This is a genomic window from Bacillus safensis FO-36b, assembly GCF_000691165.1.
Lineage (GTDB): Bacteria > Bacillota > Bacilli > Bacillales > Bacillaceae > Bacillus > Bacillus safensis.
The window spans coordinates 40,198-53,691 of sequence record NZ_ASJD01000013.1 but is presented as its reverse complement, the minus strand read 5'-3'; the positions used below and the strand labels follow the sequence as shown (position 1 = coordinate 53,691).

The 13,494-nt window shown below is 42.4% G+C and carries 13 protein-coding genes, 1 pseudogene and 1 riboswitch; of the genes and pseudogenes, 9 read left to right on the top strand and 5 right to left on the bottom strand.

The window, feature by feature from the left end; translation table 11 throughout:
• Positions 1-64: 64 nt before the first annotated feature.
• Entirely contained in the window at positions 65-289 is a 225-nt protein-coding gene (locus BA81_RS17525) for a hypothetical protein (protein WP_034283982.1), read from the top strand.
• A 40-nt stretch (positions 290-329) separates the two neighbouring features.
• On the opposite strand, the gene BA81_RS17520 is transcribed toward BA81_RS17525, so the two are convergent.
• The 4 genes from BA81_RS17520 to BA81_RS17505 form a co-directional block, all read right to left on the bottom strand.
• Positions 330-593, bottom strand: coding sequence for a hypothetical protein (locus BA81_RS17520; protein WP_034283979.1), 264 nt, complete (start codon positions 591-593; stop codon positions 330-332).
• Positions 594-691: 98 nt separating this feature from the next.
• A complete protein-coding gene (locus BA81_RS17515; protein ID WP_034283978.1) occupies positions 692-1,261 on the bottom strand; it encodes a GNAT family N-acetyltransferase in 570 nt (189 codons plus the stop codon).
• 71 nt (positions 1,262-1,332) lie between these two features.
• Positions 1,333-2,610, bottom strand: coding sequence for an Nramp family divalent metal transporter (locus BA81_RS17510; protein ID WP_034283976.1), 1,278 nt, complete (start codon positions 2,608-2,610; stop codon positions 1,333-1,335).
• A 221-nt stretch (positions 2,611-2,831) separates the two neighbouring features.
• Positions 2,832-3,092, bottom strand: a complete 261-nt coding sequence (locus BA81_RS17505; protein WP_024427360.1) for a GlsB/YeaQ/YmgE family stress response membrane protein — start codon at positions 3,090-3,092, stop codon at positions 2,832-2,834.
• A gap of 155 nt (positions 3,093-3,247) precedes the next feature.
• Here BA81_RS17505 and BA81_RS17500 point away from each other — a divergent pair, with 155 nt between their 5' ends.
• Positions 3,248-4,078 (top strand): EcsC family protein, encoded by an 831-nt coding sequence (locus BA81_RS17500; RefSeq protein ID WP_034283975.1) that lies wholly within the window; start codon positions 3,248-3,250, stop codon positions 4,076-4,078.
• 25 nt (positions 4,079-4,103) lie between these two features.
• Here the strand turns inward: BA81_RS17500 and BA81_RS17495 are convergent, their stop codons facing one another.
• Positions 4,104-5,201, bottom strand: a complete 1,098-nt coding sequence (locus BA81_RS17495) for a TRAP transporter substrate-binding protein (RefSeq protein WP_034283972.1) — start codon at positions 5,199-5,201, stop codon at positions 4,104-4,106.
• A gap of 67 nt (positions 5,202-5,268) precedes the next feature.
• Between BA81_RS17495 and BA81_RS17490 the strand changes: the two genes are divergently transcribed.
• From BA81_RS17490 to BA81_RS17460, 7 genes and pseudogenes are all read left to right on the top strand, one after another.
• Positions 5,269-6,888: an ATP-binding protein gene (locus BA81_RS17490; RefSeq protein ID WP_034283985.1), complete on the top strand. Its 1,620-nt coding sequence runs from the start codon at positions 5,269-5,271 to the stop codon at positions 6,886-6,888.
• Positions 6,885-7,568 (top strand): response regulator, encoded by a 684-nt coding sequence (locus BA81_RS17485; RefSeq protein WP_034283970.1) that lies wholly within the window; start codon positions 6,885-6,887, stop codon positions 7,566-7,568. The genes BA81_RS17490 and BA81_RS17485 overlap by 4 nt, the downstream gene beginning before the upstream one ends.
• Positions 7,569-7,692: 124 nt before the next feature.
• Positions 7,693-8,961, top strand: a complete 1,269-nt coding sequence (gene dctP / locus BA81_RS17480; RefSeq protein WP_034283967.1) for a C4-dicarboxylate transporter DctP — start codon at positions 7,693-7,695, stop codon at positions 8,959-8,961.
• 197 nt (positions 8,962-9,158) lie between these two features.
• Entirely contained in the window at positions 9,159-10,181 is a 1,023-nt protein-coding gene (locus tag BA81_RS17475; protein WP_024425375.1) for an AI-2E family transporter, read from the top strand.
• Positions 10,182-10,244: 63 nt separating this feature from the next.
• Positions 10,245-10,378: riboswitch (cyclic di-AMP (ydaO/yuaA leader) on the top strand.
• A gap of 76 nt (positions 10,379-10,454) precedes the next feature.
• A complete protein-coding gene (locus BA81_RS17470; RefSeq protein WP_034283966.1) occupies positions 10,455-11,696 on the top strand; it encodes a dicarboxylate/amino acid:cation symporter in 1,242 nt (413 codons plus the stop codon).
• Between the two features lie 127 nt (positions 11,697-11,823).
• A complete protein-coding gene (locus BA81_RS17465; RefSeq protein WP_034283965.1) occupies positions 11,824-12,735 on the top strand; it encodes an ABC transporter ATP-binding protein in 912 nt (303 codons plus the stop codon).
• Positions 12,728-13,492: pseudogene (locus BA81_RS17460) on the top strand (ABC transporter permease); the annotation flags it as partial. The gene BA81_RS17465 and the pseudogene BA81_RS17460, both read left to right, overlap by 8 nt.
• Positions 13,493-13,494: the final 2 nt, after the last annotated feature.

The window sequence follows — 13,494 nt, the reverse complement described above, 5'->3', positions numbered from 1 at the left end:
AAGCCATTTCATTCCAGTCAGAAATTAATATGTTAAAATAAACCAATAAAAAGGAGCCAAAACCATGCTATGGATTTTCACACAAAACCAGCAAAGTTTCGTTCATGTCCACGAAGTCACTGTAGCCGGCAAAAAGATTGAAGGGATGATCGCAGGAAGCGATACTTGGGTCAAGACGCTCGGTAAGTATGACTCAAACGATCGTGCAGCAGAGGTCCTTCAAGACATTGTGAAAACGATTGAAGCCAATCAAGATGCCACTGTGACTTACAGAATGCCAAATCAATAAAAAAGAAACCACCTTTCCATTGCGAAAAGGTGGTTTTTGTTTATGATTGTGTTTTTGCAAAGGCTAAAAATAAAGGAATGCCTGTGCCGACAAGGGTTGTGGCAAATAGGAACATACCGCAAATGAATAGAAAATGGCTGGCTGAAAAGACAAGTGCCAGAATGAGAAAAACGATGCTGAGTCCTGCCATGCTATATGATGGGACAAAGCGGCGTTTGTATGTGGCTTTCTTTGTTAAGAATGAGAAGAAAATGCCAAATAATAAAGGGACAATCCATAAGTAAAATAAAATAATAAGAGACATACTTCATACCTCGATTTTTCCTTCTATTTTATCAGATGCTGATCGCAACCGATACTACAAAGCTTCACTTTGTAAAATAATTCATGCAATCGACACAATTACGTGGGCTGATTCATAGAATGCGTTTTTTCTTTCATATATTCAGGCTGCAAAAGGGCGTATACACAATGATCCGTAAAGCGGTCGCCCAGCCATTCACATTGTCTCAAAATGCCTTCAAGCGAAAAGGATAAACGCTCTGCGATGCGTCTGCTCTTCAGGTTATCGACAGCAGCCCTGATTTCAATGCGGTGCAGTCCACAATCTTCAAATAAATAATGAATGACTGCTTTGCACGCTCTTGTCATGATGCCTTTTCCTTGATAGCCTTCTCCGAGCCAATAGCCAATTGAAACAGTCCTGTCGATCCAATGAATTTGGTGGGTGCCGATGATCCCGACAAGCTCTCCATGTGACCAGATGCCCGCTTGAAAACCGTTGTTCTGCAAGGCTTGCTGCATTGCGCCTTGAATGAACGCCATGCTGTCTTCTTCTGTTTTCGTTGAATCCACCCAAAGCATCCATTCACGTAAATGCTCTCTTGACCGCTGGATGAGCAAATATAGACTTCTTGCGTCTCTTGGCTCAAGCAGCCGCATAGCTATCTCTTGATCCTGATAAAAAAACATGTGCCCACATCCTCTCAGGGGAATTTTACCATAACCATATGAAAAGAAAAAGACAGCATCACTACTGTCTTTTACATAAACGTATCCACAATTAAAAAGAGATTGAGTGCGACAACAAGAGCTGCTATCACCCAAGATATTCCTGTTACCCAGCGGGCATTCGTTAATTCGCCCATAATTCGTTTTTTACTTGTAAATAAGATGAGCGGAATTAAAGCAAAGGCAATACCAAAGGATAAGACCACCTGGCTCATCACAAGTGCAGATGTCGGATTCACCCCAGATGCAATGATCACAATAGGGGGAATCATAGTAATCAGCCGGCGGACATACAGCGGAATCCGGTATTGAATAAAACCCTGCATAATGATATCGCCTGACAATGTACCGACAGAAGAGCTTGATAGTCCGGCTACAAGCAGTCCTACACCAAATAAGATAGCTGATACAGGACCTGCGAGTGTGCTAAAATGCTGGAACGCAACATCCAGATCTTCAACAAAGAGACCATTTTTATAAAATAAAGCGGCTGCCACAATCAACATACTGGCATTGATGGCTCCAGCGACTAGCATCGCAATAAGGATATCTAAAAACTCAAAGCGGAAAATCTGTTTTTTCTCCTTTTCCGTTCTGCCGACGACTCTCCTTTGGGTTAATGCTGAATGTAAATAGATCGCGTGCGGCATCACAGTGGCACCTAAAATTCCGGCTGCAAGCAGTACACTATCTGCGCCATCAAATTTTGGAATGAAAAGCCCGCCTGCGACACTTGCCATATCAGGCTTGGCGACAAAGGTTTGCACAGCGAAAGCGATCACGACAACGAACAGCATGCCAGTGATGCCGGCTTCTAATGCGCGATATCCCCGTCTTTGCAATTCTAAAATCGCAAATGATCCGATAGCTGCAATAATGGATGCTTCAAGCAGCGGGATCCGAAAAAGCAAGTATAAACCAAGTGCAGCCCCGATAAACTCGGCTAAATCTGTGGCAATAATGACGAGTTCGCCCTGAATCCATAAACCGATGGAGACGGGTTTTGGAAACTCTTCACGTGCGATTTCAGGTAAGTTTTTACCTGTCGCTATTCCAAGCTTTGCGGACAATGATTGAATGAGCAAAGCCATGAGATTTGATATGAGAATGACCCATAAAAGGAGATATCCATATTTAGAGCCAGCCGCAATGTTGGTGGCAAAATTTCCTGGGTCAATATATGCAATGGCAGCGATAAAAGCAGGGCCTAGAAAAGGAAGAAGCCTTCTAAATCCTTTGACCTTACCTTCAAGTGCACGCTCAGCTGCCGCTGACATGTGTGCCTGTGCCTCGATGTATTTGTTTGTCATATGTCATCACCTAGATTCTACAAAGTTTTGCTTGGGCACAAAAAGTTTCCTTGATGCAATTTTTAATCATCATATGCCCATATTCATGAAAAGTCAACTATCTGAACTAATAGGTTTGTTTATCATATGTAAGTGAAAAAAATAGATACCTTGTCAACGAGCAACATAAAAAACACCGCCTCTTAGACGGTGTCCCTACTGCTTCCTCTGTTATTTGTTTTTTAAGATACCCTTGATCCCACACTGCGGAAGATCAGGCTTAAAATAATGACAAAGATCGCTGCTCCTAAGATTGCTGGAATGATCGCAAAGCCTGCCAGACTAGGACCCCACGTTCCCAGTAATCCATGACCAATCCAAGCGCCTACAAACCCGGCAATCATTGAACCGATCCATCCTCCTGGTACACTGCCCCCAGCGAGTGCACTCCCAATGAGACCGATGACAATCGCCACAACTAATGAAATTAGAAATCCTAACATGTTGACCACTCCTCTTTTGTTTGTTTATTAAGCAATAACCGTTTTGAAAAAGATTAAAACCTTTCGGAACCGCTTCAATGTTCTATACGTATGATGGACAAGGATTGTGTATAATAACAGACAAATACTTCAGCGACATCTAAGGAGGCATATGCATGGAGGAAAGAGAGTGGCTAAAAGCACAATTAAAGGAGATTGAAAAATGGGAGAAAGACCAGCAAAAGGTATGGTTTTGGGAGAAACTCAGCCGCCTTCCATTTCAAATGCTGGACAAGCTGACGCCTGCTTTTATTCAGAAAAAAATCGGTGTGCTGCTAGATGAAATGGGTCATTACATTCAGTCTGGCGGTGCCTATTTGACGTCGGAAAAAGGCATCATTCATCAATTTCAAAAGAAGTGTGAGGGCGAATCCATCCAGCGTATAGAGGATATTGGAAAGGCCCCAATCGAATTGATGGATGCCATTAGTGAACATATGGGGAAAAACAGAACGAATCTCGCGACGGTACAAGGGGCGACAACTGGTGTCGGCGGAATGTTTACGCTAGCTGCTGATATTCCTGCGGTACTGGGCCTCTCTCTGAAAACATTGCAGGATATTGCCGTCACCTATGGCTATGATCCTAAAAACAAAGAGGAGCGGGTCTTCATCATTAAATGCTTGCAGCTGAACTCTGCTGATGTCGTTGGAAAGAAATCGATTCTAAAAGAGCTGAAAAGCTATCATGCATCCGAAGGGAAGCATGAAAACATGATTTCTCAAATCCAAGGGTGGCGTGAGGTCGTCTATAATTACCGGGATTCGTTCGGCTGGAAGAAACTGTTTCAGCTTGTGCCCATTGCTGGGATTTTGTTTGGTGCCGTTTCGAACCGCTCACAATTAAAAGGAATTGCCGAAACAGGCATGATGCAATACCGAAAACGAAGAATTTTAACAAGATTAGAAGAGCTCACGCAGCAAGAACAGAGTGAGTCCGGCGCATAAAAAAATCCCTTATCAAAGGGATTTTTTATTTGCTCTCATCCTCTTCCTGAAAAGCATGAATAGGTGAGTGTTCATAACGTGCACGCAGTTCGCGGATCTGTTTGATGAGGGTGGAGCCGATCGTTTTTTCGGCTTCATCATACAAAGGATCAAGGGCTTTCATCCATTTTTGTCTTTCTGCTGGCGTCAATTCATGAATGGCAATCGGCGATTCACGTTTAATGTCCTCCAGCTGATCTTTGTTCATCTGTTCTGCATGCTTTTCATTCCAAGCCGTTGTTTCTTCCATGGCTTCAAGTAAAATTCGTTTCGTTTCGGGTGTCTGGCGGTCAAAGAAGGATTGATCTGTTAAGACCACATAGCCTAAATACCCGTGATTGCTGATCGTCATATAGTCTTGTATATGATAGAATTTTTTTGAATAAATATTTGAAATGGTATTTTCTTCACCGTCTACTTTTTTGGTTTCTAATAGCTGAAACGTTGAATTAAATGATTCCTGATAGGGCTTTGCGCCAAGGAGTTTGAATTGTTTTTCAATCATGTCGCTTTGCATAATGCGGAGAGACTGGTTTTTTAAATCAGCCGGCTGTTTGATGGGTCCTTTATTAGAGGTAATTTGCTTAAAGCCATTTGTCCAATAAGCCATTCCCTTTAATCCATCTTTTTGCAGCGTGCCAAACAACCTTTGTCCAATTGCACCGTGCAGGCCTTCTTGAACCGCATTGTAATTTGAAAAAGCAAAGGGAAGATCAAGTGCCAGCCACTCAGGAGACAGCATGCCGAGCTTCGAGGTAGACGGAGCGATAAATTGAACTTGATTCTCTTTGAGTGCATTAATTTCTTCAATATCAGAATAAAGGCTTCCGTTGGAGAAAATTTGAATGCTGATCTTTCCATCGGATTTTTCGTGCACGAGCTCAGCAAATTTCTTTGCGGCAAGTCCTTTAGGTGTATTGTCTGCCACGACATGGCTGAATTTGAACACAAGCTGGTCCTTCAGTCCTGTCTGTTCATCATCAAAGGTTGTCGCTGATTTTGGCATCATATGATAAAAACCAAAGTATAAAGCGGTTACAAAACCGATCATAAGCAAAAGTGTATAAGCGAGTAAATTCTTCATGCGTCAGATCCCCCTTATGTCAAGCATACTTGACAGAGGAAGAATTCGTAAAGATACAGGTGAAAAAATGATGAGAAATCGATTGAAATTACAACAATTATCTATTAGATGGAAGCTTACCATCCTCACATATTTCGTTGTCATTTTCGCCCTTTTAATCGGAGGAATTGTCCTTGTTGGGGGAATTCAGCAAACAGAGGAACGGGAGCTTCGAAAAAGACTCATGAACACGGCGAGAACTGTGGCTGAAATGAATGAGGTGAAGCAGGCGTTAGCTGATCAGACAAAGGAACGTGATCGATTACAGCATGCGATCGAAGAGATTCGGATTATTCAAGACGCTGACTACATTGTCGTGATGGATATGGATCATGTGAGATTAACGCATCCAGTGAAAACGAGGATTGGCCAGCGCTCAGAAGGAACTGATGAAGAGCCGGCTTTTGCAGAGCATATTTATTTCTCAGAAGCAGAGGGAGAGCTTGGAACAGCCATCAGAGCTTTTTATCCAGTCAAGGATGATCAATTTAATCAAACAGGGGTTGTGCTTGTAGGAAGAACTCTGCCAAGTATGGCAGATATATTAGGAGAAATGAAGCGCGATATCCTCATGATTCTCCTCTTGACGCTCAGCTTTGGGCTTGTGGGTTCATTTTTGCTCGCCCGTCATATTAAACAGCAAATGTTTAAGCTGGAGCCGCATGAGATTGTGAGAATGCTAGAGGAACGCACTGCAACCTTTCACTCTATTAATGAAGGGGTTATCGCCATTGATAATCAGCACATGATTACCATTTTTAATGAGAAGGCGAAGCAGATTTTTGGCGTGACGGGTGATGTCGTGGGCCGGAATATTTGGGATGTGCTGTCTGATACAAGACTTCCTGAAATTATCGATCGCGCAGAACCCGTCTACAATGAAGAAATTCATATGAGCGGAAAGCGGATCATGAGCAGCCGGATTCCGATTGTGATGAAAAAGAAGATCATCGGAGCAGTTGCCATTTTTCAGGACCGGACGGAAGCGGCAAAATTGGCGGAGGAGCTCACAGGGGTTAAGAACTTTGTGGACGGTTTGCGGGTGCAAAACCATGAGCATATGAATAAGCTTCATACGATTGCCGGTCTGATTCAGCTGGGTAAAGCCGATCAGGCGCTCGATCTGGCCTTTCAAACGACAGAGGAGCAGGAACATGTGACGGACTTTCTTCACCGCGTCATAGAGCATGATGCTGTCTCAGGGTTATTGATGAGCAAAATCAGAAGGGGCAAGGAGCTTGGCATCATGGTCGAAGTAGATGAACATAGCTGTCTGCGTGATTTCCCTGAACGGCTTGATCAGCATGATATGACGAAGCTGCTCGGAAATCTCATTGAGAACGCCTTTGCTTCGTATGATACTGTAGAAAGAGACACAAAAGTCATTTCCATTAGTATCGATCAAACGGAGGATGTCCTCGCGATTTTAATTGAAGACAATGGCTCCGGGATCGAAGAAGAAATGATTCCTTCTATTTTCGATAAAGGCTTCACACATGGCAAAGAGGGCGGAACAGGCTATGGCCTGTATATTGTAAAAACGATTATCGACAAAGGGATGGGAAGTGTAGAGGTCACATCAAGCATCGGCATTGGTACCACCTTCTCAATCGAATTCCCAATGACCATAGAGGAGAGAGACAGATGACTCAGATTAAGGTGCTGTTAATTGAAGATGACCCGATGGTGCAAGAAGTGAATAAAGAGTTCATTATGAGTGTTCCTGGCTTTCAAGTAGCAGCTGTCGCTGGAAATGGGGAGCAGGGCATCCAGCTGATCAAAGAGATTCGTCCAGACCTCGTGGTACTTGATGTATATATGCCAAAAAAGGATGGCGTCAAAACGCTACAAGACATCAGAAAACAGAAGATGAAAGTGGATGTGATTGTCATTTCAGCAGCGAAGGACAAAGAGACCATCGGCATCATGCTTCAAAATGGTGCGCGGGATTATATTATTAAACCATTCAAATTTGAACGAATGAAAGAATCACTTGAAAGCTATAAGGCGTTTAAATCAAAAATCCAAACCGCAGCAGAATTTTCTCAGGAGATGCTCGATGATATCATACGAAAGCCTGCTGTTAAGCAGGAAGATACTTGGCTTCCTAAAGGGCTGAATGTGCATACGATGAACGAAATTAAAGCTTATATGGGCTTGCAGGAAGGCGCCCAGTCTGCAGAGGAAGTTGCTAATGCACTTGGCATAGCCCGTGTCACGGCACGCCGGTATTTAGACTTCCTCGTCAAAGAAGGCGAGCTGAAATTAGATATGCAATATGGGGGGATTGGACGTCCTGTGAATAAATATATCGTACATTCTGACTAAGAGACCAAAAAGACCAAAATGTACGATATGTCCATAAGCTTCACAGCCTTTGATGAAATCGCTATCATTTATCTACAGATAACAGTTAAGCGTTTACATCAAAGGGTGAGGGAGTTGATTTTTTATGAAAAGGCTTTTGAAGAACCTGACATTTCAGGTGATTGCAGCTGTCATCATCGGGATCATTGTCGGGATGGTTTGGCCAAACGTCGGAAAAGAAATGAAGCCGCTTGGTGACACCTTTATCAATGCCGTTAAAATGGTCATTGCACCAATTATTTTCTTAACCATTGTTCTTGGTATTGCCAAGATGGGGGATATGAAAAAGGTTGGAAAAGTTGGGGGAAAAGCATTTATTTATTTTGAAGTCGTCACGACACTTGCTCTGGTCATCGGTCTTTTTGTTGTGAATATCATGAAGCCAGGTGCAGGTCTTGACTATAGCAAGCTTGAAAAAGGGGATGTCTCACAATATACCCAAAATGGCGGACAGGGTATCGACTGGATGGAATTTGTTACACACATCGTGCCATCTAACATGGTTGATGCTTTCGCAAAGGGTGATATTTTACAGGTCTTATTCTTCTCTATTTTATTCGGTGTTGCGCTCGCTGCTCTTGGCGAGAAGGGGAAAGGCATCATCGAATGGCTTGATAAGCTGTCACTTGTTTTCTTTAAAATCATTGGATATATCATGCGTGCTGCGCCGCTCGGTGCGTTTGGGGCAATGGCTTATACGATCGGACACTTTGGTTTAGCATCAATTAGACCGCTGGCAAGTCTGATGCTCTCCGTTTATATGACGATGTTCCTGTTCATCTTCGTTGTGCTGAACATCATTTGTAAAATGTATGGCTTCAGCCTGCTAGGTTATTTAAGGTTTATCAAGGATGAAATTTTGATTGTTCTTGGCACAAGTTCTTCAGAATCCGTGCTGCCAAGAATGATGGATAAAATGGAACGCTACGGGTGCTCTAAGTCTGTTGTTGGTCTTGTCATTCCAACAGGTTATTCCTTTAACCTAGACGGAACTTCAATCTATTTATCAATGGCCGTCGTCTTCTTGGCACAAGTGTTTGGTGTAGACTTGTCGATCGGTCAGCAGATCACTATTATCCTTGTTCTGATGCTTACATCAAAGGGAGCAGCTGGGGTGACAGGAAGCGGATTTATCGTGCTTGCATCTACTCTTGCGGCACTACAGGTCATTCCGTTAGAGGGTCTAGCACTGCTGCTTGGGGTTGACCGCTTCATGAGTGAAGGAAGAGCGATTACAAACCTCATTGGAAATGGAATTGCAACAATTGTTGTCGCGAAGAGTGAAGGTGAATTTGACGAAGCGAAGAGCAAAACAGCACTTCAGGAAATGCGGAATATGAAGCAGGCTGTTTAGTATAAAAACAACCAAAAACCGAAACCTTATGTTCTACATGGGTTCGGTTTTTTTGTGTAAAAAAGAAAAAACAATAAAATTAATACAAATCGTAAGACCTCTTTGACCTTTTATTATATAATTTACAGAAAGATCCGATATAATGTATATCAGATACGATGAAAAATAGACTTTAGTCCTGGCAGGTGTGTAACGTAATGACGGCATTTTTAAAATTGTTCGAAAAACCCGGTGTTAAGCGGTTTTCAGTATTTGTAGTATTAGCCACAGCATTATATCTATTAAGAGGAATGATGAATTTAATTCTTTTGACCTTCATTTTCACCTTTTTGATGAATCGGTTGGAAGAGGTCATTAGAGGCTTTTTAAATCGCTTCCTGAAAATAGGACAGAAATCGGTCATTACCATTTTGTATATTCTTCTGGCTGGCGGATTGACATTTGGCGGATTCGTTTTTGTGCCAATCATCGCCAAACAGGTAGAGCAGCTATTTCATTTAGGAAAGAAAATTGCAGATCATCCACAAGATTTACCCTTCTTTGACGTCATCACGAACGTATTCGGAGATTTCAAAATATCAGCTTTCTTTGAGAAAGGGTTTAATTTCCTCTATACATACATAACCGATTTCAGCACATTCAGTATCCAGGTCATTATGTCCTTAATATTAAGCATGTTCTTCCTGTTCGAAAAAGAACGCCTCATTCAATTCATGAACAAGTTCAAAACGAGTAAAATCTCCGTGTTCTATCATGAAATTGCCTTCTTTGGACGTAAATTTTCCCGAACGTTTGGAAAAGTACTTGAAGCTCAGTTTATTATTGCAACCGTTAATTGTGTGCTAACGACCATCGCGTTAGGCATTATGGGTTTCCCGCAGTTATTTGGATTAGCGGTCATGGTCTTTTTGCTAGGCTTAATCCCAGTAGCGGGTGTAGTGATCTCTCTTATTCCACTCAGCATCATTGCGTATACACTCGGAGGCGGAATGTATGTCCTGTATATTGTGCTGGTGATTGTCATTATCCATGCCATTGAAGCATACTTCTTGAATCCGAAGCTCATGTCAGCTAAAACAGAGCTCCCTATTTTCTTCACGTTTATTGTGCTGATCTTCTCTGAACACTATATTGGCATTTGGGGACTTATTATCGGTATCCCAATCTTTGTGTTTATTTTAGATATTCTTGAAGTGACAAATAGGGAAGAAAGTAATTAAAAAGTTCATATGAACCTGTTTACAATTTTCTAAAAATAAGGTATAAATGGTATGAAAATATCATATTACCACACGCTTAATCCTTCTAAAGGAATGGGGGACCCAAATTTTTGGGGTGAATTTTTCTTATCTGAGAAAAAAGGACATCTCTTCGTCCTAACCCGTCAGCTAACCTCATCAGCGTGAAGAGAGTAGACAGTGGTACATGTATGGACACGCAGGCCCACGAGAAGACTCTCTCGTGGGCTTTTTGACGAGGAAGGGGAGATTTTATTGAAGCTGGCGACGAAAATTATTATTGCCTTGTTTGTAGGTGCAATCACAGGATTGCTGCTCAACCTTTTTGCTCCAGATGTATTCAAAGTGTTAGACCCTTATTTATTTACACCTCTAGGTCAAATCTTCTTAAACCTGATTAAAATGCTGGTTGTGCCCATTGTATTCTTTTCGATCACGCTCGGTGTAGCAGGCCTTGGTGATCCGAAGAAGCTAGGCAGAATCGGCGCAAAAACCATTACTTATTTCCTGCTCACTACAACTTTTGCCATCATCATTGGCATCTCATTAGCCTTATTGATCAAGCCGGGAGCCTTCGGCAATTTTGATACAAAAGCGGCTGATTATTCCGCAGAGGAAGCCCCATCAATGGCAGACACACTACTCAACATCATTCCAACCAATCCAGTCCAATCGTTAGTTGAAGGAGACATGCTTCAAATTATCGTCTTCTGTGTATTTTTAGGTCTTGGCATAGCCATGCTTGGTAAAAAAACGGAAGGCTTGCTGAAACTGTTTGAACAAGGAAATGAATTAATGATGTATCTTGTCGGTGTTGTGATGAAATTTGCACCGTACGGGACATTCGGTTTGATTGCAACGGCAATCGGCAGTCAGGGGCTGGATGCCATGAAAGCGATGGGACTTTACTTCTCGGTCGTGTTAATTGCGCTTATCCTGCATTTCTTCCTGACATATGGATCAACCATTGCTATCTTAGCTAAACGAAATCCAATGGCATTCTTTAAGGGATTTTCCCCAGCGATGGTTGTTGCATTTAGTACATCAAGCAGTAACGCAGTGCTGCCGGTATCAATGGAAACAGCGCAAAAGCGTTTAAAGGTGCCAGAGCCGATTTCAAGCTTTGTGCAGCCGCTGGGTGCAACCATTAATATGGATGGCACAGCCATTATGCAAGGTGTTGCGACCATTTTTATCGCTCAAGTGTATGGGGTTGAACTGACGCTTGTTCAAATGCTGACGGTTGTCTTAACAGCTGTTTTAGCAAGTATCGGTACAGCAGGTGTCCCAGGGGTAGGGCTCATCATGCTGGCCATGGTGTTAAATTCCGTGAATCTTCCTGTTGAGGGAATAGCGCTGATTCTTGGCATAGACCGCTTATTAGATATGGCAAGAACCGTAGTTAATATTACAGGTGACGCAGCATGTGCGGTGATTGTTTCTGAAACTGAAAAGAAGCACGAAAAAGAAGCGCCGACACCTAACTTATCACTGTAATAAGCAAGAAGGGCTGACTGGATCAGTCCTTTTTTTCATGGATTGATTTGTCTCGCGTGATATACTTTTTACAGGATGAGCGGTCATAACTGCCGCCACAGGCTTTACATCAGAAGGAGGAACCACTTTGCAGTCTGCTGTTTTAAAAGTAGAGAAAGTCGATAAACTAATTGGCCGGAAAATGATCTTGCAGGATATTTCTATAGACATTGGGCAAGGAGAAATTGTCGGATTACTTGGTCCCAATGGGTCTGGAAAAACAACTTTGATTCGATTGATCGTTGGCTTGATGAAAAAAAACAATGGCAACATCATGATCAATGGATATTCACAAGATGACGATTTTCTTAAAGCGATGTCATCTGTTGGTGCGATCATAGAAAACCCAGAATTTTATTCGTATTTAACAGGCTTTGAAAACCTTGAAATGTATGCAGCGATGCACGATGGCGTGACGGAGGAACGCATTCAGGAAGTGGTGGAAAGAGTTCGTCTGGAGGATGCCATTCATCAGAAGGTCAAGACGTATTCACTAGGGATGAAACAAAGGCTTGGGATTGCACAAGCTATTTTGCATCGGCCGAGCCTGCTCATTTTAGACGAACCGACAAATGGACTGGACCCTGCAGGAATGAAGGAATTCCGGGAGCACTTACAAATGCTTGTAAAGGAAGAAGGAACCTCGGTGTTATTTGCGACGCATTTATTGCATGAGGTAGAGGAGCTATGTGACCGCATGATTATCATTCAAAAGGGACAGATCAAAGCTAGTACTCATCTCCGGGATATGGAGGGGAAAGAGCAGGTGCTGATGAATGTTCAGCCAGTAGAAAAGGCCGTCTCATGGCTTGACGCACACGACTATACATATGAACGAAATGGAGCGCGTGTACTGCTTCAACTGAACAAAGAACGTGTGCCAGAGCTGAACAAACAGCTTGTGCTGGCGGGGTTTGATGTACTTGAATTGATGCCTCAAAAGCAGTCAATTGAAGAGGCATTTATGAAATGGACGGAAGGCGGGACGACAGATGCTTAACCTCATCAAGAATGAGCATAAGAAAATCATGAAGAAAAAGATCACACTCATTGCTCTTTTATTGATCGTTGTATTTCAACTGGCCATGGCTCTAACCTTAAAACGAGTCATATCAAGCTTTGGCGGACAAGACACAGTCGCGAACTATTTTGCTTATTCCACGAACGTCGTGTTTATTTTGCAGGTGCTTGCTGTTGTTATTGGCGCGACCTTGATCTCAACAGAGTTTCAGAAAAGGACGATCAAGTTTCTATTGATCCGGCCAAAAACAAGACTGCACATTTTTCTGTCAAAATACATCACACTTGTGCTGACAGTCATTTATTTGTTTGTTTTTTATTATGTTTTGGCTTTTCTATTTGGTCTTATTTTCTTCGGTACTGATTTTGATGAAAGAACAGGGCAATTATTTCAGCATACGTTTGCCGTCATTGGATCTCAGTGGGTGGAAGTGATCATGATGGCAAGCTTTGCTTTTATGTGTTCCAGTTTGTTTAGAAACAGTCTTGTTGCCCTTGTGACCTCGTTTTTTGTTTTATATGCGGCGAAATCACTTGTGCCGATCATGTCTCTCTTAGAAAATCAGTGGGGGAAAATCCTCCTTTTCGCGAATACGGACTTTACTCAGTACAGCTTTCAAGCACCGCCGCCTTTTCATGGGATGAGCATTTTGTTTTCTCTATTTATAGTAGGGGCGCATTTTGTTTTCTTTATTGGATCGGCTTGGATTCTTTTTTGGAAACGTGATGTAAATGTGTT